This is a genomic window from Amorphoplanes digitatis (assembly GCF_014205335.1).
GTDB lineage: Bacteria > Actinomycetota > Actinomycetes > Mycobacteriales > Micromonosporaceae > Actinoplanes > Actinoplanes digitatus.
The window spans coordinates 8,922,414-8,944,620 of record NZ_JACHNH010000001.1; the positions used below are offsets into that span (position 1 = coordinate 8,922,414).

Here is a 22,207-nt window from a genome sequence, read left to right on the forward strand (position 1 = left end):
CTCGCTCGATAGGGTGACGGGGCGGAGGTAACGATCATGATGGCGGAGAACACGGCTGACCAGTCGGACAGCGTCCTGCTCGACGACCCGACCACTGCCGACCTGCGGGCGAAGGTGACCGAGGCCTGGCGGGAGTTCGCCGGGGCGCTGGGCGCGCTGCTGCCCACGCTGCCCGACGGCGCGCACGTCGACATCACGCTCGATCCGACGGCGTCGGGCACCGGCACGGCCGTGTACTCGGTGAGCATGCGGGTCCTGGCCGACGGCGTCGTCGAGGCGCTCGCGGTCGGCAACGCGGGGCTGCCCGAGGGCTACCGGATGAACCGCTCGTCGGTCGCCGACCTGGTGGCGCTGGGCTGGTCGCCGCCCGGCGTGCTGCCCGATTCGGGCGACTCGTTCGGCCTGCGCTCGAACACCGCCGCCGCGAAGCAGGTCGGTGCGATCGTCTCCCGCACCCTGCGCGACGTGTATGGCGCGCCGCACCCCGCGTTCCTGGTCTACCTCGTGCACGACGGCGCGGACGAGCCGATCGAGACCGCGCCGCTGGGCACGGCCCGGCACGAGCCGAGCATCTCCGGCGAGCTGAGCCTCGACGACCTCGACGAGGACGGCGTGCTCTCCGAGGCGCTCGCCAGCGCCGCCGACGAGGTCATCCCGCTGGAGGAGCGGGTACGCACGGTGGTCGCGACCATGTCGAAGACCACTGTCGACCAGCTTCAGGTCGACAACGACGGCGACATCGGCATCCGGGCCGGTTCCGCCATGGTCTTCGTGCGGGTTCGCGACAACCCGCCGCTTGTCGACGTCTTCTCGCCGATCCTGACCGAGGTCGAGCCGACCGAGCAGCTGTACATGAAGCTCTCCGAGCTGACGAACAGGATGCCGATCGGCCGGCTCTACTGCGCGCAGGACACCGTCTGGGCGTCCATCCCCGTCTTCGGCCGCAACTTCCAGGCCACCCACCTCATGCTCGCCGTGCAGGTGATGACCGGCCTCGCCGACGAGCTGGACGACCGGCTGCACGGCGAGTTCGGCGGCAAGCGCTTCTTCGGCGAGGGCGACAAGCCGGTGCCTCCGAAGGGCACGAAGGAAGGCGACGACCACCGTACGGGGATGTACCTGTAAGGCGCGTCAGTCGCTGGGCAGCCAGCTCAGGCGGTCCATGGTGGACATGTCGGTCGCCTGCATGCCCGATTCCGACAGCGTCCAGAGCACGTCACCGACGACCAGCGAGCGCTGGATCATCGGCGGGTATGCGGCGCTCTTCGGCTGGGTGACCCGGTCGGTGAGTGCGATGCCGTCCGTCACCCGCAGCGCGAGCGCCTCGCTGTCCGCGCCGAGCCCGGTCCAGGTGTTCACCGGCACGACCAGCAGGTTCGTGGCCGGCCACCAGAGCAGCGCGTGCGGGTCGTACTCGGCGTCGGAGTAGGCCTGCGGCAGGTGGTAGCGGGCGAGCCGCTTCGGTCGCGCCGGGTCCGAGACGTCGAAGAGCGAGATCTGGGTGCCCTGCGTACGCCCGTTGGCGTCGGCCTCCTGGCCGATACCGATCAGCCGGTTCTCGCCGACCGGTTGCAGGTGCGCCGAGTAGCCGGTGATCTTCAGCTCGCCGGTGACCGCGGGCTTGGCCGGGTTGCTCAGGTCGAGGCTGTAGAGCGGGTCGGTCTGCTTGAACGTGACGACGTAGCCGCGGGCGCCGATGAAGCGGACGGAGTAGATCCGTTCGCCCTTGCCGAGACCGTCGACGATCCCCGTCTGCACGAGCTTGCCGTCCTGCTCGGCCAGCACCCGGACGGCCGACCGCTCGGTCTTGGAGTTGGTGGTGGCGGCGCGCAGGTGCCCGTCCCATTCGGACAGCGCGTACTGGTTGATCAGGAAGCCCGGCACGGACCCGGCGGCCCGGTACACGGGCGGCTGGTTGCCCTGGATCGTGAATTTGTAGAGGTCGGTCTCCTCGCGCACGGGCACGGCCGCGCGGCCGAAGAAGCGGTCGAGCCGCCAGCGCTGGTCGCTGGCCAGGTAGAGGCTGTCCGGGGTGCCGTAGACGGTGTCGCCGTCGGCGACGATAGTGACGGGGTCGCCGCTGCCGAGGGCGGGCCGGGCCAGGTCGAAGGTCACGATGCTGACGAGGGAGCCGCCCGAGTAGTCCGTCGGCCGGCTGACCCGGCCGCAGTCGACGTTGCCCTTGGTGGTCTGCGTGCCGTCGGTGACCTCCCAGCCGGGCAGCCACGCGGAGCCGGGTGCGGCGTCGATGGCGCGCCGGTTCGCGGCGAGGCGCTTCTTCTCGTCCGAGACCGTCGGCGATTCGGGGAACTTGATCCGGGGTGTGGTGCGGAGCACGATCCGCGCGGTGCTGCCGGTCATCCGGGCGTCGACCAGGTTGCCCTCGCCCCGGTAGCGGCTGACGATCTTCGGCGCCCCACTCAGGTCGACGAGCAGCACCTGTGGCCCCTCTAGCACCGCCGCCCGCTTGTCGATGAAGCGCCGGTGCAGGTATCCCGCCGGCACCAGCACGAGGGCCCGGTCGCCGGAGAGCAGCAGCTGGAGCTGGCCCTGCACGTCCAGGTCGAGCCGGCCGGTCTCCCGGCGGCTGGCGGCGTCGACGACGCGCAGGTAGCCCTGGCTGATGGTGACGATCCGCCGCCCGTCGGTCTTGACCAGGTCGGGCTCGTCGGCGCCCTGCTCGTGCACGTTGGTGCCCGAGTACTGCTGCGGTGCGGCGGCCCCGGCCACCGCACCCTTGGCCGACGCCGAGTCGGCCGCCGTCCGGGCGCCGTCACGGAGGAAGGCCTCCGGCATGCCCATCCCGCCGCCGAAGCCGTACGGCCCGACGTTGGCCTTCGCGGCCTTGCGCAGGTCGGTGATGAGTTGCTCGCATGAGTCGAACGCGACGAGCCGCATCGCCACGGGGTTACCGCCGGCGGTGGCGGGCGGTACGGCCGGCGGCACCCTCGGGCCGGGGTCCGAGGTGCAGGCGGCGAGCGGGAGCGTGAGGGCCAGGACGGCGCAGATGAGCGGGCGGCGCGACATGGGGGTGGGACGCCCGGATCCCGTCTACGGTTCCTTGCTAATTCGGGGCGGGCACCGGCGTCGGCACCTCGACCAGCCGCGAGAGCACCACCATGCTGCGGGTGGAGGTCACGAACGGCTCGGCGCGCAGCCGCTCCAGCGCCTGCTCCAGGTGCCCGATGTCGGCGGCGCGCAGGTGCACGAGCGCGTCGGCCTGCCCGGACACCGTGTAGGCCCCGACGACCTCGGGGTGGCGGCGGGTGGCGACGGTGATCTGCGCGGGGGTGGTCCGGCCGGTGCAGAAGAGCTCGACGAAGGCCTCGGTGGTCCAGCCCACCGCGGCGGGCTCGATGACGGTCGTGAATCCCTTGATCACCCCGCTGGAGCGCAGGCGATCGACGCGCCTCTTCACGGCCGGTGCGCTGAGGGAGACCTTGGCGCCGATCTCGGCGTACGAGGTCCGGGCGTCCGCGATGAGCAACGCAATGATTCGCTGGTCAACGGCGTCTATCTGCAACGATTCGCCTCCGACGAGCAAGACTTCGAGCTGTTTCGGTCGTTCCAGCCTACCTACCCTTTACCTCATGAGCTACACGGAGCGCTTGCCGCGTATCAGGACATATCTGATGTGTCCGCCTGAGCACTTCACGGTTGAATACGCGATCAACCCCTGGATGGACACGACCGTCCCGGTCGATCCGGCTCTCGCGCTCAAGCAGTGGGAACTGCTCCGGAACACCCTGACGGACCTCGGCCACACGGTCCACGTCCTGGACGCGCGCCCCGGCCTCCCCGACATGGTGTACGCGGCCAACGGCGCCTTCTCCGTCGACGGCACGGTGTACGGCGCCCGCTTCAAGCACCCGGAGCGCGCCGCCGAGGCGATCGCGCACCAGCACTTCTACGCCGGCGGCACGTGGAATTTCGCCGAAGGTGTGCACGTCAACGAGGGTGAGGGCGACTTCGCGTACCTGCCGGGCGCGTACGGCGGCCTGATCCTGGCCGGGCACGGATTCCGTACCGATCCCGCGGCGCACGCGGAGGCGCAGGAGGTCCTCGGGCGCCCGGTGATCTCGCTCAGGCTGGTGGACCCGGCGTTCTACCACCTCGACACCGCGCTGGCGGCCCTCGACGACAAGCACATCACGTACTACCCGGACGCGTTCTCGGCGGCGTCGCAGCGCGTCCTGCGCCAGCTCTTCCCGGACGCGGTGATCGCCGACCGTGCGGACGCCGAGGCGTTCGCCCTCAACCTGGTAAGTGACGGACGCCACGTCATCCTCAACACCGAGTCGACGGCGATGGCCGAGAAGGTCCGCGCCGCGGGCTACAGCCCCGTGCACGTCGAGCTGAGCGAGCTCAAGCGCGGCGGCGGCTCGGTGAAGTGCGCGGTGGCCGAACTACGCCCTTGACGGTTGCCTGGCCGGCGTGCGGGAAGATGGATCGCATGACCGACGACACCCGAAACCCAGACACGCAGGAAGACGGTTCCGTCATGGTGGTGGGCCCCGACGGCCGACCCCTGGGCACGGTGGAGTCCGACGGCACCCTCAACCCCGAGGAGCCCGGCAACCTGATCGAGCAGCCCGCAAAGGTCATGCGGATCGGCAGCATGATCAAGCAGCTGCTCGAGGAGGTCCGGGCGGCGCCGCTCGACGAGGCCAGCCGGGGGCGGCTGCGGGAGATCCACCAGCGCTCGATCAAGGAGCTCGAGGACGGCCTGGCGCCGGAGTTGCAGGAGGAGCTCGAGCGGCTCTCGCTGCCGTTCGAGGGTGAGGCCCCGCCGAGCGAATCCGAGCTGCGGATCGCGCAGGCCCAGCTCGTGGGCTGGCTGGAGGGCCTGTTCCACGGGATCCAGGCGGCGCTCGTCGCGCAGCAGATGGCGGCCCGGCTCCAGCTCGAGCAGATGCGTGGCGGCAACGCCGGCCGCCCGGCGCTGCCGATGAGCCCGAACGGCGTCATCCCCGGCATGCCCGCACATACCGACGGCTCCGGCCGCACCGGCCAGTACCTCTAAGCAGCTAGAGGTCGAAGAGTTTCTCGAGGTAAACGGCCACGCCGTCCTCGTCGTTCGTGAGCGTCACCTCGTCGGCGACCTCCCGGACGGCGGGGTGGGCGTTGCCCATCGCCACGGAACGGCCTGCCCAGGACAGCAGGGGCAGGTCGTTCGGCATGTCCCCGAAGGCCACCACGTCCTGCGCGGTGAAGCCCTCGCGCTCGCAGAGCCAGGCGAGCCCGGCGGCCTTGGTGACACCGGCCGCGGAGATCTCCACCAGCGCCGACGACGACGAGTGCGTCGCCTCGGCGAGCCCACCGAGAGTGCTGCTCACCAGCGCGGCGAACTCGTCCGGCCCGTAGCTGGCGGAGCGGGCCAGCAGCTTCACCGCCGGCACCGAGATCAGCTCCTCGTGCGAGGCGACCACGCGTACCGTCTTGTGCTCGCCGTCCCAGTGCAGCGGCCACCTCTGCTCGTACCGGAAGCTCCGGCCGTTCTCGACCTCGACGGCGAGCGTGATGTCCGGTACGGCCTCGCGCAGCTTCCGGGTCACGTCGAGCAGCAGATCGACGGAGAGCGGCGCCGCCCGCAGGATCTCGTCGGTGTCGGGGTCGTAGACCACGGCGCCGTTGGCGCAGACCGCCGGCAGCGGCTCGACCATCTGGTCGTAAAGCTGGCGCAGCCAGCGCACTGGGCGGCCGGTCACCAGGACCGTCGGGATCCCGCGGGAGTAGAGCTGGTCGAGAATCTCGGTGGTGCGGGGGCTGAGCTTGCCGTCGGACCGGATCAGGGTGCCGTCGATGTCGGAGGCGACGAGACGAAAAGGTGGCATCACCTCGACAGTAGCCGGTCGAGATAGACGGCCACGCCGTCCTCGTCGTTGGTCAATGTGACCTCGTCGGCGACCGCCAGCACCGTCGGATGGGCGTTCCGCACGGCCACCCGGCTCCAACCGGCCCAGGCGAACATCGGCAGGTCATTGGGCATGTCACCGAAGACCAGCACGTCCGCGGGGTCGACGCCGACGGCTTGCGCGACGACCGCGAGGCCGGTGCCCTTGTCGACGCCCGGCGGGCAGATCTCCACATAGTTCAGACCGGCCTGAGTGACCGATGCCACGTGCGGCGGCACGATCCGCTGGGCGGCGGCGAGCAGATCGTCGACGTGCCGGTCGAAGGAGCGGGCGAAGGCCTTGATCACGTCGCCGGTCAGGCACCCGGCGCGCGGCCGCTGCTCGACGACGACCGGATAGCGCCAGGTCGGGTCGTAGTCGCCCCAGAGCGGTGAGTCGTCGTGCTCCAGCGCCTCGACCATCACCGACAGCGGCCCGATCTCGGCCTCCAGATCGGCCAGCACGGCGGCGAGGTCCGGACCGGGTAGCCGTTCGCTGCGCAGGATCTGGCCCTCACCCTGGTCGATCACCCAGCCGCCCTGTGCCAGCACGAGGAAGTCGGCGTTGCGGATGTCCTCGCGGGTAAGCCGGGTCAGCCGGGGGCCGCGGCCGGTGGCGGCGACGAGCCGGATGCCGGCGGCCCGGACCCGATCCAGGACCTCGTGCGTGTAGGCGGACACCGTGTCGTCGCTGCGCACCAGGGTGCCGTCGAGGTCGGTCGCGATGAGCTTGGGGAGACCGGGCCTGGCCATCAATACCTCCGAGGGGGATGACGGCCCCCGCGGAGGGCGGAAGGAAAACGTTACACCGGCCCGGCTACCAGCGGCTATGACTTTTGGTAACGGGCCGGTGTCTCACTCGTTAGCGAACAGGTTCGAGAACGTCCCGCCCGCCCAGGTACGGCTGGAGCGCCTTGGGTACCCGGACCGAGCCGTCCGGCTGCTGGTGGTTCTCCAGGATCGGGATCAGCCAGCGGGTCGTGGCGAGCGTGCCGTTGAGGGTCGCCGCCGTCTGCGCCTTGCCGTCCTCGTCGCGGTAGCGGATGTTGAGCCGCCGCGCCTGGAACGTGGTGCAGTTCGACGTCGAGGTGACCTCGCGGTAGCGGCCCTGTGACGGCACCCACGCCTCGCAGTCGAACTTGCGGGTCGCGCTCGAACCGAGGTCGCCGGCCGCCACGTCGATCACCCGGTACGGGATCTCGACCTTGGCGAGCATCTCCTCCTCCATGGCGAGCAGGCGCCGGTGCTCCTCGGCGGCCTCCTCGGGCCGGCAGAACGAGAACATCTCGACCTTGTCGAACTGGTGCACGCGCAGGATGCCGCGGACGTCCTTGCCGTACGAGCCGGCCTCCCGGCGGAAGCACGACGACCAGCCGGCGAAGCGCTCGGGACCGTCGGCGAGATCCAGGATCTCGTTCGAGTGGTACGCCGCCAGCGCCACCTCCGACGTGCCGACCAGGTAGAGGTCGTCGGCCTCGAGCCGGTAGATCTCGCTCGCGTGCGCGCCGAGGAAGCCGGTGCCCTCCATCGCCTCCGGCTTGACCAGCGCGGGGGTGATCGTCGGGGTGAAGCCGTGCTCGACCGCCTGTGCGATCGCCATCTGGAGCATGCCGAGCTGGAGCAGCGCGCCCACGCCGGTGAGGAAGTAGAAGCGCGAGCCCGACACCTTGGCGCCGCGCTCGGTGTCGATCGCGCCGAGTGCCTCGCCGATCTCGAGGTGGTCCCTCGGGTTATCGATCTTGGGGAGGTCGCCGACCTCGCGCAGCACGACGAAGTCGTCCTCGCCGCCGGGCGGCACGCCGTCCTGCACCAGGTTGGGCACGGCGAGGTGGGCCTGGCGCAGTGCCTGGTCGGCCTCGGTCGCCGCGGCCTGGGTCGCCTTCACCGAGGCCGAGAGCTCCTTGGTGCGGGCGAGCAGCGCCGCGCGCTCGTCGCCCTTGGCCTTCGACACCGCGGTGCCCAGGGACTTCTGCTCGGCGCGTACCGCCTCGAACCGCTGTGTGGCGGCCCGGCGCTCCTCGTCGGCGCGCAGCAGGTCGTCGACCGCCGAGGCGGACTCGCCGCGCAGCTCTTGACTGGCACGGAAGAGGTCTGGGTTCTCGCGGAGCAGCCGCAGGTCAATCACGACGTCGAGCCTACCGGCGACGATGTCCCGCTTTCACCCCGATATGCATCAGCTGGGCTTGTCCCGGTTGTCCTGGGTCGGCGTGAACGGCTTGGCGGAGGTCACGGTGAGGCCGATCGGCGCGTCGGGCGGCCCGTCCTCCGCGTCGTCCGCCGGCCTTCGCCAGGACCAGACCGGCTCCGGCTCCGGCTCCTCGCCCTGCCGCGCCGGCTCGGCTCCGGACACCCGGCCCGCCAGGTACATGGCCAGCAGAGTCAGCACCACCCCGGCGGCGGCGCACCAGATGCCCCGGCCTTGCGAGATCGTGACCTGCTCCTCCTTGAGGTTTGTCGCGCCGATCTGGCCGACGATGCGGCTCGTGTCGCCCAGGTACGACCCCACCGCGGCCAGCATCCCCAGCAGGGCGCCGCCGACGCTGAGGGCGGTGAGCCGGGTGTACCGCCGGCCGGCGGCCGGCCCGAACAACGTGAGGACGACCGCGGGCACGAGCAGGAGCAGCCCGGTCAGGTATCCGCCGCCCCAGCCGCCCAGATCCGCGACGGTGGTCTCCAGCGGCCGGGTGCCCACCTCGCCGTCGCCCCAGAAGGTTCCGTCGACGTTGGTGATCTGCCATTCGGACACCAGCGAGCCGAACAGCGCGACGCCGCCGAGCGCGGCGGCGAGCGGCACCACGCGGCGGTCGCCCGCGAGCTCGGCCAGCTGCGCGCCGGGACGGATGCGGGTTCGCCGCGGCGCGACGTCCTCGTCGGGGCCGAACTGGACGACGGCCTCGGCTGGTGTTTCCGGCATGAGATCCATCATCACCCCCGGCCCGTCCACCGGCCAGCGGCCCGAGTCATGGACTAGCGTCAGGCCATGCCTATTCGCACTGCTTCCGCCCGCTGGTCGGGCAATCTCACCGAAGGCTCCGGAACGATCAAGACCGGTAAGGGTGGGTACGAAGGGAACTATTCCTTCAAGTCCCGCTTCGAGGAGGGCGAGGGGACGAACCCGGAGGAGCTGATCGGCGCCGCGCACGCCGGCTGCTTCTCGATGGCGTTCTCCAAGGGCCTCGCCGACGCCGGCTTCACGCCGACCTCCGTCGAGACCACCGCCAAGGTCCACCTGGACAAGGGCGACGCCGGCTTCGGCGTCACCCGCATCGACCTCGAGACCGTCGGCAACGTACCCGGCATCGACGAGGGCACCTTCCTGAAGATCGCCGAGGGTGCCAAGGAGAACTGCCCGATCTCCCGCCTGCTGTCGCCCGGCGCCGAGATCAGCCTGAGCGCCCGGCTCGCCTGACGCCCGACCGTGCTCCGCCCGCGCATGCTCGCGGGTGGAGCACAATGGGCGGCGTGCCGGTCGAGATGAGCCGTGAACGCTTCGAGGACCTGGTCGGCGAGGCGCTGGACGAGGTGCCGCCCGAACTGCTCAAGGTCATGAGCAATGTGGTCATCCTCGTGGAGGATCTGCCGCCCGACGGGGGCATGGACCTGCTCGGCCTCTACGAGGGCACGGCGCTGACCGAGCGCGGCTGGGACTACGCCGGCGTGCTGCCCGACCGCATCACCATCTACCGCCTGCCGACGTTGCAGGTCTGCGATACGGAGACGGACGTCATCGACGAGGTGGCGATCACCGTCGTGCATGAGATCGCGCATCATTTCGGCATCGACGACCAGCGGCTGCACGAGCTGGGATGGGGCTGAAAGGCCGACCTGTGGCGTTGCCGCCTGCGCCTACCCTGGTGTTCCACGCTTACAGGAGGACCTTGATGCGCAGCGAACTGTTCTCGGCGGAAAACCTCGAGAAGGAGTCGAACCAGCCCGGGCTCAGGCTGCAGAATTCCAAACTTCTCAAGGCCGAGCTCAACGGCGAGTTCATGGCCCGGGTCGGGTCGATGGTCGCCTACCAGGGCCAGGTTCAGTTCGAGGCGCTCGGCTCGGGCGGCATCGGCAAGTTCCTGAAGCAGAAGCTGACCGGCGAGGGCGTACCCCTGATGAAGATCAGCGGCCGCGGCGACGTCTTCCTCGCCGAGAACGCCGCCGACATCCACATCATCGACCTCGAGCCGGGCGACGCCCTGTCGATCAACGGCGCGAACGTGCTGGCCTTCGACTCGACCCTGAATTACGACATCAAGATGGTCCAGGGCGTCGGCATGATGTCCAATGCTGGCCTGTTCAACTGCGTCTTCTCCGGCTACGGCCGGATCGCGGTGACGACCAAGGGCACCCCGGTCGTGCTGAGCGTCGACCAGCCGACCTATGTGGACCCGCAGGCGGCGATCTGCTGGTCGGCCAACCTGCAGACGGGTTACCACCGGGCCGAGCAGATGGGCCTGGGCACCCTGCTCGGCCGCAGCACCGGCGAGCGCTTCACGATGAGCTTCGCCGGCCAGGGCTTCGTGGTCGTGCAGCCGTCCGAGGAGCCCCCCGGCGGCCTCGTCGGCGGCGCGGCACAGGGTCAGCAGCAGCAGGGCGGCATCCTCGGCAACCTGCTCGGCTGACCGAGGACACGCCTAGGTTCTGTCCCGCGGGACAGAACCTAGCCCGGCGAGGAGCGGAGCGCTCCTTGCCGGGGCGGGCCGGCCGGAACGAAGGCGGGCGGGTCAGTCGGGTCGGCCGGAGCGAAGGCGGGACAGCCAGGCGGCGCTGTCGGCGAAGTCCGCGTCCGTGAGTCCCGGCTGCGACGGCAGGGGTGCCTCCGCGGCGGCCTTCGACCAGCGATGCCGCGGGTAGGACCCGAGGAAACGCACTTCCGCGCAGATCCGCCGCAGCCCCTGTAGCGCCTCGCCCAGCCGCGGCTCCGCCACGTGGCCCGTGCAGTCGAGGAAGAAGATGTAGACCCCGAGCTGCTCGCCGGTCGGCCGCGACTCGATGCGGGACAGGTTGATGCCGCGGACCGCCAGCTCCGTGAGCACCGACAGCAGGGCGCCGACCCGGTCGCGGTCGATCATCACCGCCAGCGACGTCACGTCGTCGCCCGTCGGCGGCCCCGGCGGCGCGGGGCGGGACAGCAGCGCGAAGCGGGTCACCGCGTCCGGGTGGTCGGCGATCTTGTCCGCCAGCACCGTCAGCTCGTTTCGCGGCACCCCGATCGGCGCGCAGATCGCCGCGTCGTGAACGCCCGTCGCCGCGCTGATCGCCGCGGCCGCGTTCGACAGCACGTCGACCACGACGGCATCGGGCAGGTTCGCCAGCAGCCAGTTGCGGCACTGCGCCGATGCCTGTGGGTGCGCCGCCACCGAGCGGATCTCGGGTAGCGGCAGCGGCCGCGGCGCGGCGAGCACGAACTCCACCGGGAGCACGACCTCGCGGGTGATCACCAGCGGGTCGCCGGTGCCGATCTCGTCGAGGGTGACCGGCACGGCCCCGCCGACGGAGTTCTCCAGGGGCACCAGCGCCGCGTCGGCGTCGCCGGAGCGCACCGCCTCGAGCGCCTCGGGCACGCTGCGGGCGGGGGTCCGGATGCCGTGCTCGGCGGCGGGAATCGTCCGCAGCGCCTGCTCGGTGAAGGTGCCTTCCGGGCCGAGGTAGACGAAACGGGTGGGCGGGGTTCCCGGCATGTCACCCACCTTAAGGCCCGGCACCCTCAGGCCCCGCAGGCCCACACGCGGATGCCCGTGGGCGCCTCGGTGCGGACCTTGATGCTGCACACGTCGGTGCCGGCCTCGATGACCTTGATCGTCGCGGGACTGCCCTTGGTGACGACCAGCAGGGGCTCGGCCGGGGTGTCCGAGTCGGCCTCCGCGATCTGCACGATCGTGAACTGCCACGACTTCGCGCAGAACGGCCCGTCGATGACCTTCAGCTCGGTCGCCGGCACCCCCGGGCGGCCCTTGACCGCCGTGAGCACCTGCTGCCCGCTCGGCCCGTTCACGCACTTCGGGGCGGGCGACGGCCGGACCGTCGTTGGCGTGGTGGTGACCGTCGCCGGCGTGGTCGTGGCCGTCGGATAGGTCGGCACGCCCGCGGTCGGATAGGTGGGCACCCCGGCGGTGGGCAGCGCGGTCGGCAGGCCCGGTACGACGCCCGGCGACGGGAACGAGGAGGCATCCGCCGACCCGTTGCCCGGCGCCTCGGGAGGCGCGCTGAGCGGGGGCTCCGGCGGCATCCCGCAGGCGGCGAGAAGCAGCACCGAGGCGAGAACCCCGGCGGCCGACAGCAGCGGCACAACCCTTACGGCGCCGGGGCCGGCCGGACGGCCGGAGCCGGACCTGGTACGCGGGGCGGCCGCGAGGCGTCGGACATTGCGGAGCACGCGAACATGGTAATGGCGACCCGGCATCGACGACCGTCACGATTCGGGTCGTATGCGGCGCCCGCGGCTACGCGGCGATCCGGTGCCCGACCGCCGTGAGCGTGTCCAGGGCCTCGCTGAGGCGAACGGCCGGGACCAGCAGGTAGTCCGTGTCGTAGGTCGAGAACGCGACGATGTTCACCCGGGCCTCGGCGAGCGGGCCGGCCAGCGAGGCCAGCACCCCGGTGAGCGCCAGGTCCAGCGGTCCGACGACCCGCAGGCAGCGCCAGGACGCCTCGACGGTGGCATCCTCCGGCACGCGGTCGGCCGGGCAGATGATCGAGAGCTCGTCGGGTGCCCAGGTCACCGAGATGACGCCCTTGACGTCCGGCCCGCTGCTCAGGGAGGCGGGCAGCGCGGAACCGGCCGGCAGCCGGCACACCGCGTACTCCTCTGGTAGCAGATCTAGGTCGAGCATGGTGGGAACACTACGGTCCAGACCCCACGATCCCAATGGGTATCCGGTGCGTTGATCGCCACACGAACGAGTGACTAGTAACGGATCGCCGAGAAAAAGGTCAATGACGCGACCACGCGGCCCGCCTCCGACAGGGGCGCCGCGATGGCGTCGACCGTCAGGTGGCTCTCCTCGTCCGTCGGCTGGACCCGCATGAGGCCGCGGGCCAGCCGCTCGCTGGTGAGCGCGAGCAGCGGCGGGATCTTCTCGATCTCCTGCTCGGTGAGGTCGCCGCCGCCGGCCGTGAAGTCGATCAGCCGGAGCGCGCCCTCGCCGCCGAGCAGCGGCTGTCCGACCGCGTCGAGCCCCTTGCCCAGGCCGAGCAGGTCGCTCGCCGAGGGCGAAACGGCCACGATTCTGAACGCCGAGTCGATGACCAGACAGGGCTCCACGGCCTGCCATACCGTCGCCGCCCAGCGGTCGACGCTCGAGACGAACTCGGACTCGTCCGGCGTACGCGCCTGCGGCACAAACGCTCCCGAGAGTGAGAGCTCGACGTGCGCCACCCGCACCTCCCTCATCATCCGTGCCGTCGGCCGGACCTGACTCCGGCCGGACTTGCTCGGGTCCGAAGCTTAAGCCTCGACTCCTCGAGTGTCCGGCCGGTGTTGCTCACGTCAACCCTCGACGGCAAGCGGTGCTCCGGAAGAAACGTTACCGGCGGGTCGCCCGCTTGTCAGCGGCCGTTTGGCCGCTCGCGTGCCACCGGTAGTCGCCAGCGGGCCGATAGGGCGCGTTTGCCCAGGTCGCGGAGCGCTGTGCCACCGCCGACAGTTTACTCGCCGTCGCGGGTGAAATTCTGGCGCCGCCGGCGATCAGCAGCCGGTCGAGCTCCTTGTGGGTGGCCACGAGGCAGTCCTTCGGGAGGCCGTGCACGCTGATCACGCCCGAGCCGACGAACGCCAGCACGGGGGTGACGGGCACGCTCAGGCCGACGGCGGAGCTCATGGCCCGGCCGGCGCGCTTGGCGTCCCGGCGGGCCTCGGCGACGTACGCCGGGCGCTTCCCGTTGATCTGCACGACGTCTCCCGCGATGAGCACCCGGGCCCGGCCGTGGTCGGCGACGGTGACGGCGTAGATGCCACCGGGGCCGATGGCGAGGAACCCGGCGCGGTCGTCGCTGGGGTCGTGTTCGTAGCCGTGCGAGTCGGTGCGGGGCCAGTCGACGACGTGCCAGGCGGGCCCGAGGCGGTCGAGGCGGGTGAGTGCCCGGGCGCCGGCCGCTTCGAGGCGGCGGGCCTCCCGCTCCGCGCGGCGACGGCGGGCCCACTCGACGGGACTCTGGCGGGGCTCGAGGGCCGCGGGTGGTGCCGCACGTCGGGGGTCGATGGCGGGGGGATAGCTGCGAGATGAGATGGGCAGGGCGGGACGTGCTGGGAAGACAGTCACTGCGACCTCCGGCAAAAGGTCCATCGGGCTCTCTTTCCACTACGGTAAGTGTTGGACCCGGTACTCAAGCAAGTCATCGAAACGGAAAGAAAGCGGAATGAGTAGGGATGAATGCCGCATTCACGCAATAGTTCTTTTTCCGTATGGTGCATCACGCGACCTAGGGCTCCCCTGGAATCCGAAACGTCCCCGCCAAGTTAGCCTTACCTACCTTGATCGCGCAGCGTTGTCTCAAAATCAAGAGCTCAAAGTCACATGACGGCTGCGGGGCGTGCGGTCTGCCTCGGGTCCCGCGCCTGATCGGCCCCCAGCACCTAGGCTCGACCCGTGGTCCACTACGTCGACAGCGAAGTGAGCCGGCTCGCCACGGTCATGCTGCACCGGCCGGGCGCCGAGCTTGCCAGGCTGACCCCACGCAACAACGACTCGCTGCTGTTCGACGCCATCCCCTGGGTCGGACGCGCGCAGGAGGAGCACGACCGGTTCGCCGCGGCCCTGCGCGATCGCGGCGTGGAGGTCCTCTACCTGGGCGAGCTGCTCGAGCAGACGCTCGCCGTTGCCGAGGCGCGCGCGGTGCTGACCGACAGCGTCCTGGCGGACCCGCGGCTGGGCGACTCCCTGCGGGACCGGGTCGGTGCGCATCTCGCCGACCTCGGCCCGCCCGAGCTCGCCCGGACGCTGATGGGTGGCCTCGCGCACGAGGAGATCAAGCCGGGCCCGGGCCGGATGGGCGGGCTGGTCTATGAGCTCATGGACCGACACGACTTCGTCATCGACCCGCTGCCCAACCTGCTCTTCACCCGGGACTCCTCGGTCTGGGTGCGCGACCGGGTGGCCGTGACCAGCCTCGCCATGCCGGCCCGCGACCGCGAGACCACGCTGACCCGGGCGATCTACACCCACCATCCGCGCTTCGCGGGCACCAAGCTGCTCTACGAGCCGGGGCTCGAACACGTCGAGGGCGGCGACGTGTTGTTGCTCGCGCCGAACGTGCTGGCGATCGGCGTCGGCGAGCGCACCACCCCGGCCGGTGCCGAGCGGCTGGCCCGGCGGGTCTTCGCGGCGGGGCTGGCCGACACCATCCTGGCCGTGCCGATCGCGCAGGAGCGCGCCACGATGCACCTCGACACGGTCTGCACGATGGTCGACGTCGACGCCGTGGTCATGTATCCCAACATCGCGGACACCCTGCGGGCGTACCCGGTGACGCCCGGATACGACGGCGAGCCGGTGGTGGGGCCGTCCCGGCCGTTCCTGGACGCGGCGGCGGAGGCGATGGGCATCGACCGGCTGCGCATCATCGACACGGGCCTCGACCCGGTCACGGCCGAGCGGGAGCAGTGGGACGACGGCAACAACACGCTGGCGATCGCGCCCCGGCTCTGCGTGGCCTACGAGCGCAACGTGGAGACCAACGCACAGCTGGAGCGCGCCGGCATCGAGGTCATCGCGATCAGCGGCTCGGAGCTGGGCTCCGGCCGCGGTGGCCCGCGATGCATGAGCTGCCCGATCGAACGGGTGCCGCTCTAGCCGGCGCGGACCACCAGAGGCCCGGCGGAGGCCCGGCGGAGGCCCGGCGTGAACCAACGGAGGCACGGCGTGGACCGCCAGAGGCACGGCATGCACGCGGCCCGCACCGCGCGCGCCGCCGGTTCGCCGGCGACGCGCGGGCTGCCTACCTACCGCAGGGTGAGCTGCCGTCCCACGAGTCCCTGCTTGGCGCGCCGTCCGGCGGCGTCCAGCGGGCCCGTCTCGGCGAGGATGTCCGTGTAGCGCTTGGCGAAGTCGCTCAGCGGGGCCTCGAAGTCCACGCCCTCCGGCTCGCCCGGCACATCCCAGACCGGGACGAGCAGGCCGTGCGCGCGGAACATGCCGGCGAACTTGGTGTTCTCGCCGAGCAGCAGGTCGCCGCCGGCGGAGAGGCGGGCCAGCGCGTCCAGCGCGGTGTCCTCGTCCTGCGGGAGCACCCACCGCACGTGCGACTTGTCCGGCTGCACCCGGCACCAGTACGCGGCCGGCTGGCCGAGCCGCACGGTCGGGTAGATCGACGCGTTGGCCCGCTCGAGCGACGCCTTCACGTTCGCGTCCTCGGCCTGCTCGGCGTCGAGCCAGTACTCGAAACCCTCGTGCATCGTGACATCCAGCGCGCCGTCCACCAGGATGTCCTGGAGGCGCGGGCCCTCGCCGGGCAGCGCGGGTACGGCAACGGTGCCGCCGGGCTCGGTCTTGAGCGCGCACAGGATCGCCACGGCGATGTCGCGGGAGACGTCGCCGGACTGCACGTGCCGCTGGAGGCCGACGAAGACCTGGCCGTCCTGGCGGGCCATCGCGGGCCAGGCCATCGGCAGGACCGTCGAGAGCGTGACGGGGCGGTCCCCGTACTCCTCGATGATCTCGGGCTTGAGGGCCAGCGGCGCGGAGGCGGCCGGAACCAGCTCGCGCAGCGCGATCCATTCGGGTTCGTCGGCCAGGCTCTCGAAGGGTCGGGCGACGAAGATGTCGCGCACCTTCTGGCGCTTGGGGGCCGCGTTCGCGGTGGCTTTCGGGTTTCGACGCTTGCTCACGGCGAACCAGCCTAGGCGGTTACCGGTCGATCCGGGCACTCCGTGGGTCCGTGTCGATTGAGCCTTTTTCAACGTGGCCCGGGCGGCAGCGCCCGGCGCAGATCGACGGCCCGGACACCGCTGGCCCGTGGCCAGGTTGAAAATTGCTCACACATATCTCGGTCAGGCCCGCGGCAGCCGGACCTCGGCGACCGTCCCGCCGCCCTCGCGGGGGCGCAGCGAGACCCAGCCGTTCTGCCGCTCGACGATGCGCCGTACCAGGTAGAGGCCGAGCCCGGCGCCCGGGTTGCGGCCCCGGTCGGCCGACTCGCCCTGCCAGTAGCGCTCGAAGGCCCGCTCGACGTGCTCGGGCTTGACGCCGATGCCGCGGTCCGCGACCCGGAAGGTCACCGTCGTGTCGTCGGCGGCCGCGGTCACCTCGACCTCGGTGTCCGGCGCCGAATACCGGTCCGCGTTGGTGGCCAGCTCGGTGAGGATCGTGGCGAGCGAGTCGCGGTCGCCGAACGCCTTCGGCAGCTCGGCCGGCAGCCGGTCCAGAATCAGGCGGCGGTGCAGGTCGGCGGGGAGGTTGCGGGCCGCGGCCCGCAGGCCGTCGACCAGATCGAACGGCCCGGCGGCCGAGCCGCCGACCTCGCCGTCGTCGCTGGTCGCGGAGAGCAGCCGGTCGACCAGCCGGGCGAGCTCGCCGGCCCGGGCGCCGATGACGCGTACGGCCTCCTGGCGGCCGTCCTCGCCGAGGGAGTCCCAGTGATTGGTGAGGGTGTCGGCGTATCCCTTGATCACCGTGACCGGGGTGCGCAGCTCGTGGCTGGTCACCGCGACGAACAGGTCGCGGTCCTCGTGGCGGCGGTCCTGGTCGGTGGAGTCGCGGAAGGTCACCACCCGCATGGCCGGGGTGCCCGGCAGGTCCCCGGCGGTGACCTTGAGCCAGCGGCCGGAGGGCAGCCGGTGCACGAGTACCTGTCCGGGCGGCGGGACCGGCAGGTGCAGCTCGCGCTGGAGCATCTCGGCGGCGCTGCGGCCGGTCAGCTGCTCGGCCGCCGGGTTCCAGAGCTGCACGACGCCGTGGCGGTCGATGATCGCCAGCCCGTCGGAGAGTGCGGCCACCACCGGGCCGTCGCCGTGCACCGGGAGGCCGGCCTGGTCGCCGTACATGTGGCCGATGTTGGCGGCGAGCAGCTCGAGCACCGCGTGGTGCTCGGTGGTCGGGTCGGGGTCGTCACCGCTGTAGGAGACGTACAGGAAGCCGACGATCAGGCCGCCGGTCTCGCACCGCGTACCGAGGATCCGGTCACCGCCCTCGATCTCGCCGGCGAACTCCTCGTCGAGGGAGGTGATCGGGACGAGCAGGGTGCGCGGGCCCTCCCGGAGCCGGGCGTCGTCGCGCTCGACCCGGAGGCCGAGCGCGTGTTCGCAGCCGCCGCTGGCGGCGATGACCCGGCCGTGGCCGGGGCTGTATTCGGCGAAACCGGCGCCGCGGCCGCCGAGGACGTCCTGTGCGAGCCGGACGAGCTGGGTGAGGACGGCCAGACCGGCCTCGCCGGAGTTGATCCGGTCGAGCAGCGCGATCTGTCCTCGCGTCAGCGCGGCGTAGTCGGGTCGATCCGGCATGTCTGCGAGTCTGCCTCGCTTCAGGCGTTTTGGGCAGAGCGGTTGGTGTGGATCTTGCTGCCAACCGGGCCAAGAGTGGTCCGTGTCACACCGGTGGCACCTTCTCGAGGCGGTCCAGCACGAACCGCGGGCGATCCGTGATGATCCCGTCGACCTGGTGCGCCAGCACGAGACTTACGTCCTCATCCCCGTTGACCGTCCAGACATAGACACCGTGGCCGGCCGCGCGCAGGTTCGGTACCAGATTCGGTCGCGCCCGGACCAGGCCGACCCCGGGCCCGGCGATCCTCGCGCCGAAGGGCAGCCGTCCCCGCCCGACCCCCGGCGGCAGTATCTCCATGAGGTAGACCGTGGGGATGCCGGGCGCCATCGTGCGGATCCGGCGCAGCGCGAGCGCTGCGAAGGACATGACCGTCACCCGGATCGGATCATCCGGCGCCGGCTCGGCCAGCCCGTACCGGCGCAACATCTCCACCAGGCGGCGTTCGACCTCCGCGCCGTACCGTGATGGGTGTTTGGTCTCGATGAGTAGCCGGACCGGGCGGCCGCGGTCACGCAGCGCGTCGAGCAGCCGCTCCAGGGTGAGCAGCCGGGTGTGCTCCGCCGACAGGTCCTCGGTGGCCGCGGCGGGGTGCCACGAGGCGAAGTCCAGCGCCTCCAGTTCGGCGAGGGTCTTCGCGCTCACCAGGCCGGTGCCGTTGCTGGTCCGGTTGAGCCGCCGGTCGTGCACGCAGACCAGATGCCCGTCGCGGGTCAGCCGGACGTCGCACTCCACGCCGTCGGCACCCTCGTCCAGCGCACGGAGGTACGCGGCGAGGGTGTGCTCGGGAAGGGCCTCCGCGCCACCGCGGTGGGCGAAGACCAGCGGGCGGTCGTGGCTCACAGGATGCGGGGCGGCTGACCGTTCTCGCTGACGACATCGCGGCCGTCGCCGGCCCACGCCTGCATGCCGCCGTCGAGATTGCGCACGTTGTCCCAGCCGTTGCCCATCAGGTAGGACACCACCTGGCCGGAGCGCCCGCCGGAGCGGCACACCACCACGACCTCGGTCTCCTGGGGGATCTCGGCGATGCGGGCCGGGACCTCCATCATCGGCAGGTGGTGAGCGTCGGGCGCATGCCCGGCCGCCCACTCGTCGGGCTCCCGCACATCGAGCAGGTAGGCCGAGGCCTCAACCTGGGGCGGCGTCACGCTGGGTACCTGTGGTCCGAACACGCATCCAGGGTAGAGCTACTTCTCCTTGGCCACGACGTCCGGGTTGCTGATGATGAAGTCGGCCAGCTTGTCCTGCTTGACGGCCCGGTACATCGCCCGGCTCTTCTCGGTGATGGTCTCGCGGCCGCTGCCGTTGCCGGCGAACGTGCCGTTGTTGCTGCGCAGCAGCACCAGGTCGTTCGCGGCGACACCCTTGAGGGTGAAGATGAAGTCGGCAACCGGCACGCCGCCGGTGTCCAGCACGAACGCCTGACCGGCCGACTTGATCAGCGAATTGATCTTTACCGGGTTGGTGAGGACGCCGCTGGTGCTGGCCTTCTTGGCCATCGCCTTGATCAGCTGCTGCTGGTGGCGCTGGCGGTCGTAGTCGCCGTGGGTGAGGCCGTAGCGCTGGCGGGCGAAGTCAAGGGCCTCCCAGCCCTCCATGTCCCGGCAGCCCTTCTCGTGGTAGATCGGGGTCTGGGTCTTGCCGGTCTTGCGGGCCTCGGCCAGGTACATCGGCTTGCCGTCGACCGTGACCATGTGGTGCGACTTGACCCGCTGGTCGACGCACATCTTCACGCCGTTGAGGCTGTCGATGACGCCCTTGAAGCCGTTGAAGTCGATGATCGCCGCGCCGTCGAAGCTGATGCCCGTCGCGTTCTTCAGCGTCTGCGCCATGAGCTGCGCGCCGCCGGCCCATCCGCCGCCGTTCTGCGCGCCGTGGAAGAACGCCTCGGTGGCCTTCGCCTTGCCGCCCGGGTACCTGGCCTTCGGGAAGGCGGGGACGTCCACCTCGGTGTCGCGCGGGATCGAGACCAGGTATGCCTGGTCGTGGCTCGCCGGGATGTGCAGGATGATGATCGTGTCGGCGTGCAGCTCGTCGACCGCCCAGCGCTTGCGCGCGTCAACGCCCATCAGCAGCAGGTCGATCGGGCCGTTGAGGTCGCTACCGCCCTCGGCGGCGCCCTTCTTGGTGTCGCCGAGCAGGTTCTCCTGGGTGACCGCGCTGTTGGTGCTGCTGACCATCCACTTGGTGCCGACGATGCCGGCCCCGCTGCCCATCATCAGGAGCGCGCCGAGGACGACGGTGAGCTTCGCCCAGACCGGGTCCTTCTTCTTTTTCTTACCGGTCTGCGCGGCCGAAACCGGACGATCGGTGCGCTTGGGGGCCGTTGCGGCGTCCCGATCCATCGACGAAGCACGTCGGGGGGTCTGGACGGTCATGCGGTCTCCAAGCGTTTCGGCATCGGGGCGGAAATCACTGTACGTTCAACTTGGATCAACCGCGAGGCCTTGTCGGTTTCAGATCAATGACGCACAGTGTTTATTTAGGACACGGGTCGGCGGTTATCGCCGACCCGTGCCGTTTGCCCGATTGCCGAGGGTGTCAGCCGCCGGCCTGGCTCGACGGCGGCTTGGTCGACGTCATCCACTCATCCATCTTGTCGGCAGCGACAGCCTTGTACAAAGCCAGTGCCTTCTCCCGGTCGGAGACCACGACGCTCTGTCCGGCGATGGTCTGACTGCCCAGGTTGGGGCTGGTGATGAACGTGAGGTTCTCGCCGCGCAGGCTGCGGAACTGCAGCGCCATGTCGGTCAGCGAGAAGTCCTGGTCGGCGGTGATGGCGCTGGTGGTCGCCTTGAGGAAGCTGTTCAGCTTGGCCGGGTTGCTCAGCGTGCCCGAGCTGGCCGCCTTGTCCATCAGCGCCTTCAGGAACTCCTGCTGGTGCTGCATGCGGGCGAAGTCGCCGCGGGCGAACTGCTTGCGCTGCCGGATCCAGTCGAGCGCCTGGGCACCGTCCATGTGCATGGTGCCCTTCTTGAACTTGCGGAACGGCTTGTGGATCGAGGTGATGCTCTGCTCCACCTTCAGGTCCACGCCGCCGAGCGCGTCGGTGACCTCCTTGAAGCCGCCGAAGTCGATTGCCAGCACGTGATCAAGGTGCACGTCGGTCATGCACTCGACGGTGCGTACGGCGCGCGGCAGGCCGCCGAAGGCGAACGCCGCATTGATCTTGGCGCGGCTGCCGCTGCTGCAATCGGCCGAGTTGCCCGACGGGATCTGCACCCACAGGTCACGCGGGATCGAGACCAGCTGAGCGGACTTGTGGTCGGCCGGGATGTGCATCACGATCAGCGTGTCCGCGCGCCAGGCGTTGGTGTCTTCCTTGGTCGCGTCCGGGTCTCGCGAGTCGCTGCCGACCAGCAGGATGTTGATCGCGCCGTCCACCGTCTTGGCCGGGCGGCCGCCGGTGATGTCCGAGAACGCGTCGGTGCGCTTGAGGTCGTCGTTGAGGTTGTTCGCGTAGCCGTACAGCGAGAAGCCGGCGAACAGGGCGCCGGCGGCGACCACCGCGGCCACCACCAGTGCGATCCGTCCCCAGCGCGGCTTGCGCTTGCCCTTGTACGGCCGGCCGGGGCGGTTGCCCCCCGGGCCGTACGGCGGGCCACCGGGTCCACCGGGGCCCTGCGGCCGCCAGCCGCCGCCCTGACGATCGTTGCGCGCGCCGGGCACACCCGCGCGGCCCGACGTGGGCCGGCCCGCCCCGTCGCGGCCCGGTCCGGGCACGGAGGCCCGGCTCATGAAGCCCGGCGTGCTCACCGAACCCGACACCGAAGCCCGGCCGGACGAGCTACCCCAGGGGGACGTGGTCGCAGACATGACTTCAGATTACGTACCTCGAACC

24 protein-coding genes are annotated in these 22,207 nt (G+C 70.7%); 7 read left to right on the top strand and 17 right to left on the bottom strand.

Going from position 1 to position 22,207, the window contains the following annotated elements:
- Positions 1-36 precede the first annotated feature (36 nt).
- A complete protein-coding gene (locus tag BJ971_RS39465) occupies positions 37-1,125 on the top strand; it encodes a T3SS (YopN, CesT) and YbjN peptide-binding chaperone 1 (protein ID WP_184998364.1) in 1,089 nt (362 codons plus the stop codon).
- A 6-nt stretch (positions 1,126-1,131) separates the two neighbouring features.
- On the opposite strand, the gene BJ971_RS39470 is transcribed toward BJ971_RS39465, so the two are convergent.
- Positions 1,132-3,027: a beta-propeller domain-containing protein gene (locus BJ971_RS39470; protein WP_239087761.1), complete on the bottom strand. Its 1,896-nt coding sequence runs from the start codon at positions 3,025-3,027 to the stop codon at positions 1,132-1,134.
- Positions 3,028-3,064: 37 nt separating this feature from the next.
- On the bottom strand, positions 3,065-3,523 hold the full coding sequence (locus tag BJ971_RS39475) for an Lrp/AsnC family transcriptional regulator (protein ID WP_184998365.1): 459 nt from the start codon (positions 3,521-3,523) through the stop codon (positions 3,065-3,067).
- Positions 3,524-3,590: 67 nt separating this feature from the next.
- Here BJ971_RS39475 and ddaH point away from each other — a divergent pair, with 67 nt between their 5' ends.
- Both ddaH and BJ971_RS39485 read left to right on the top strand, forming a co-directional pair.
- Positions 3,591-4,418, top strand: coding sequence for a dimethylargininase (ddaH, locus tag BJ971_RS39480; RefSeq protein WP_184998366.1), 828 nt, complete (start codon positions 3,591-3,593; stop codon positions 4,416-4,418).
- 35 nt (positions 4,419-4,453) lie between these two features.
- Positions 4,454-5,023 (top strand): bacterial proteasome activator family protein, encoded by a 570-nt coding sequence (locus tag BJ971_RS39485; RefSeq protein ID WP_184998367.1) that lies wholly within the window; start codon positions 4,454-4,456, stop codon positions 5,021-5,023.
- Between the two features lie 4 nt (positions 5,024-5,027).
- On the opposite strand, the gene BJ971_RS39490 is transcribed toward BJ971_RS39485, so the two are convergent.
- The 4 genes from BJ971_RS39490 to BJ971_RS39505 all read right to left on the bottom strand — a co-directional run bounded on the left by BJ971_RS39490 (position 5,028) and on the right by BJ971_RS39505 (position 8,807).
- Positions 5,028-5,834, bottom strand: coding sequence for an HAD family hydrolase (locus tag BJ971_RS39490; RefSeq protein WP_184998368.1), 807 nt, complete (start codon positions 5,832-5,834; stop codon positions 5,028-5,030).
- Positions 5,834-6,646, bottom strand: coding sequence for an HAD family hydrolase (locus BJ971_RS39495; protein WP_184998369.1), 813 nt, complete (start codon positions 6,644-6,646; stop codon positions 5,834-5,836). The genes BJ971_RS39490 and BJ971_RS39495 overlap by 1 nt, the downstream gene beginning before the upstream one ends.
- 109 nt (positions 6,647-6,755) lie before the next feature.
- Positions 6,756-8,018, bottom strand: a complete 1,263-nt coding sequence (gene serS, locus BJ971_RS39500; RefSeq protein ID WP_184998370.1) for a serine--tRNA ligase — start codon at positions 8,016-8,018, stop codon at positions 6,756-6,758.
- A 48-nt stretch (positions 8,019-8,066) separates the two neighbouring features.
- A complete protein-coding gene (locus BJ971_RS39505) occupies positions 8,067-8,807 on the bottom strand; it encodes a hypothetical protein (RefSeq protein WP_184998371.1) in 741 nt (246 codons plus the stop codon).
- Between the two features lie 66 nt (positions 8,808-8,873).
- On the opposite strand from BJ971_RS39505, the gene BJ971_RS39510 reads away from it, so the two are divergent.
- The 3 genes from BJ971_RS39510 (at position 8,874) to BJ971_RS39520 (ending at position 10,509) form a co-directional block, all read left to right on the top strand.
- Positions 8,874-9,302 (top strand): OsmC family protein, encoded by a 429-nt coding sequence (locus tag BJ971_RS39510; protein WP_184998372.1) that lies wholly within the window; start codon positions 8,874-8,876, stop codon positions 9,300-9,302.
- Between the two features lie 44 nt (positions 9,303-9,346).
- On the top strand, positions 9,347-9,709 hold the full coding sequence (locus BJ971_RS39515) for a metallopeptidase family protein (protein ID WP_184998373.1): 363 nt from the start codon (positions 9,347-9,349) through the stop codon (positions 9,707-9,709).
- A 65-nt stretch (positions 9,710-9,774) separates the two neighbouring features.
- Positions 9,775-10,509 carry an AIM24 family protein gene (locus tag BJ971_RS39520; RefSeq protein ID WP_184998374.1) on the top strand — a complete coding sequence of 245 codons (735 nt, stop codon included), beginning with the start codon at positions 9,775-9,777 and terminating at the stop codon, positions 10,507-10,509.
- Between the two features lie 102 nt (positions 10,510-10,611).
- Here the strand turns inward: BJ971_RS39520 and pheA are convergent, their stop codons facing one another.
- The 5 genes from pheA to BJ971_RS39545 form a co-directional block, all read right to left on the bottom strand.
- Positions 10,612-11,568 (bottom strand): prephenate dehydratase, encoded by a 957-nt coding sequence (gene pheA / locus BJ971_RS39525; RefSeq protein WP_184998375.1) that lies wholly within the window; start codon positions 11,566-11,568, stop codon positions 10,612-10,614.
- 26 nt (positions 11,569-11,594) lie between these two features.
- Positions 11,595-12,263 (bottom strand): hypothetical protein, encoded by a 669-nt coding sequence (locus BJ971_RS39530; protein ID WP_184998376.1) that lies wholly within the window; start codon positions 12,261-12,263, stop codon positions 11,595-11,597.
- A gap of 67 nt (positions 12,264-12,330) precedes the next feature.
- Positions 12,331-12,720, bottom strand: coding sequence for an ACT domain-containing protein (locus BJ971_RS39535; RefSeq protein ID WP_184998377.1), 390 nt, complete (start codon positions 12,718-12,720; stop codon positions 12,331-12,333).
- A 74-nt stretch (positions 12,721-12,794) separates the two neighbouring features.
- Positions 12,795-13,265: a hypothetical protein gene (locus tag BJ971_RS39540; RefSeq protein ID WP_184998378.1), complete on the bottom strand. Its 471-nt coding sequence runs from the start codon at positions 13,263-13,265 to the stop codon at positions 12,795-12,797.
- A 148-nt stretch (positions 13,266-13,413) separates the two neighbouring features.
- Entirely contained in the window at positions 13,414-14,148 is a 735-nt protein-coding gene (locus BJ971_RS39545) for a hypothetical protein (RefSeq protein ID WP_184998379.1), read from the bottom strand.
- A gap of 327 nt (positions 14,149-14,475) precedes the next feature.
- On the opposite strand from BJ971_RS39545, the gene BJ971_RS39550 reads away from it, so the two are divergent.
- Positions 14,476-15,678, top strand: a complete 1,203-nt coding sequence (locus tag BJ971_RS39550; RefSeq protein ID WP_184998380.1) for an arginine deiminase — start codon at positions 14,476-14,478, stop codon at positions 15,676-15,678.
- 149 nt (positions 15,679-15,827) lie between these two features.
- Here the strand turns inward: BJ971_RS39550 and BJ971_RS39555 are convergent, their stop codons facing one another.
- From BJ971_RS39555 to BJ971_RS39580, 6 genes are all read right to left on the bottom strand, one after another.
- The gene (locus tag BJ971_RS39555; RefSeq protein WP_184998381.1) at positions 15,828-16,712 is read right to left on the bottom strand and encodes a DUF5926 family protein; all 885 of its coding nucleotides are present in this window, start codon (positions 16,710-16,712) and stop codon (positions 15,828-15,830) included.
- Between the two features lie 162 nt (positions 16,713-16,874).
- Positions 16,875-18,323: a sensor histidine kinase gene (locus tag BJ971_RS39560; protein ID WP_184998382.1), complete on the bottom strand. Its 1,449-nt coding sequence runs from the start codon at positions 18,321-18,323 to the stop codon at positions 16,875-16,877.
- Between the two features lie 85 nt (positions 18,324-18,408).
- On the bottom strand, positions 18,409-19,206 hold the full coding sequence (locus BJ971_RS39565) for a glycerophosphodiester phosphodiesterase (RefSeq protein ID WP_184998383.1): 798 nt from the start codon (positions 19,204-19,206) through the stop codon (positions 18,409-18,411).
- Entirely contained in the window at positions 19,203-19,538 is a 336-nt protein-coding gene (locus BJ971_RS39570; RefSeq protein ID WP_184998384.1) for a rhodanese-like domain-containing protein, read from the bottom strand. Before BJ971_RS39570 ends, BJ971_RS39565 begins: the two co-directional genes overlap by 4 nt.
- A 15-nt stretch (positions 19,539-19,553) precedes the next feature.
- Positions 19,554-20,744: an LCP family protein gene (locus BJ971_RS39575; RefSeq protein WP_184998385.1), complete on the bottom strand. Its 1,191-nt coding sequence runs from the start codon at positions 20,742-20,744 to the stop codon at positions 19,554-19,556.
- A 163-nt stretch (positions 20,745-20,907) separates the two neighbouring features.
- Positions 20,908-22,182 carry an LCP family protein gene (locus tag BJ971_RS39580; protein WP_239087760.1) on the bottom strand — a complete coding sequence of 425 codons (1,275 nt, stop codon included), beginning with the start codon at positions 22,180-22,182 and terminating at the stop codon, positions 20,908-20,910.
- Between the last annotated feature and the right edge of the window lie 25 nt (positions 22,183-22,207).

Coding starts and splice junctions, on each gene's coding strand:
- pheA (WP_184998375.1), bottom strand. CDS start 11,568: ATGCCGGGAACCCCGCCCACCCGTTTCGTCTACCTCGGCCCGGAAGGC.
- BJ971_RS39465 (WP_184998364.1), top strand. CDS start 37: ATGATGGCGGAGAACACGGCTGACCAGTCGGACAGCGTCCTGCTCGAC.
- BJ971_RS39520 (WP_184998374.1), top strand. CDS start 9,775: ATGCGCAGCGAACTGTTCTCGGCGGAAAACCTCGAGAAGGAGTCGAAC.
- BJ971_RS39535 (WP_184998377.1), bottom strand. CDS start 12,720: ATGCTCGACCTAGATCTGCTACCAGAGGAGTACGCGGTGTGCCGGCTG.
- BJ971_RS39515 (WP_184998373.1), top strand. CDS start 9,347: ATGGGCGGCGTGCCGGTCGAGATGAGCCGTGAACGCTTCGAGGACCTG.
- BJ971_RS39510 (WP_184998372.1), top strand. CDS start 8,874: ATGCCTATTCGCACTGCTTCCGCCCGCTGGTCGGGCAATCTCACCGAA.
- BJ971_RS39575 (WP_184998385.1), bottom strand. CDS start 20,744: ATGACCGTCCAGACCCCCCGACGTGCTTCGTCGATGGATCGGGACGCC.
- BJ971_RS39470 (WP_239087761.1), bottom strand. CDS start 3,027: ATGTCGCGCCGCCCGCTCATCTGCGCCGTCCTGGCCCTCACGCTCCCG.
- BJ971_RS39490 (WP_184998368.1), bottom strand. CDS start 5,834: ATGCCACCTTTTCGTCTCGTCGCCTCCGACATCGACGGCACCCTGATC.
- ddaH (WP_184998366.1), top strand. CDS start 3,591: ATGAGCTACACGGAGCGCTTGCCGCGTATCAGGACATATCTGATGTGT.
- BJ971_RS39560 (WP_184998382.1), bottom strand. CDS start 18,323: ATGCCGGATCGACCCGACTACGCCGCGCTGACGCGAGGACAGATCGCG.
- BJ971_RS39495 (WP_184998369.1), bottom strand. CDS start 6,646: ATGGCCAGGCCCGGTCTCCCCAAGCTCATCGCGACCGACCTCGACGGC.
- BJ971_RS39580 (WP_239087760.1), bottom strand. CDS start 22,182: ATGTCTGCGACCACGTCCCCCTGGGGTAGCTCGTCCGGCCGGGCTTCG.
- BJ971_RS39485 (WP_184998367.1), top strand. CDS start 4,454: ATGACCGACGACACCCGAAACCCAGACACGCAGGAAGACGGTTCCGTC.
- BJ971_RS39505 (WP_184998371.1), bottom strand. CDS start 8,807: ATGCCGGAAACACCAGCCGAGGCCGTCGTCCAGTTCGGCCCCGACGAG.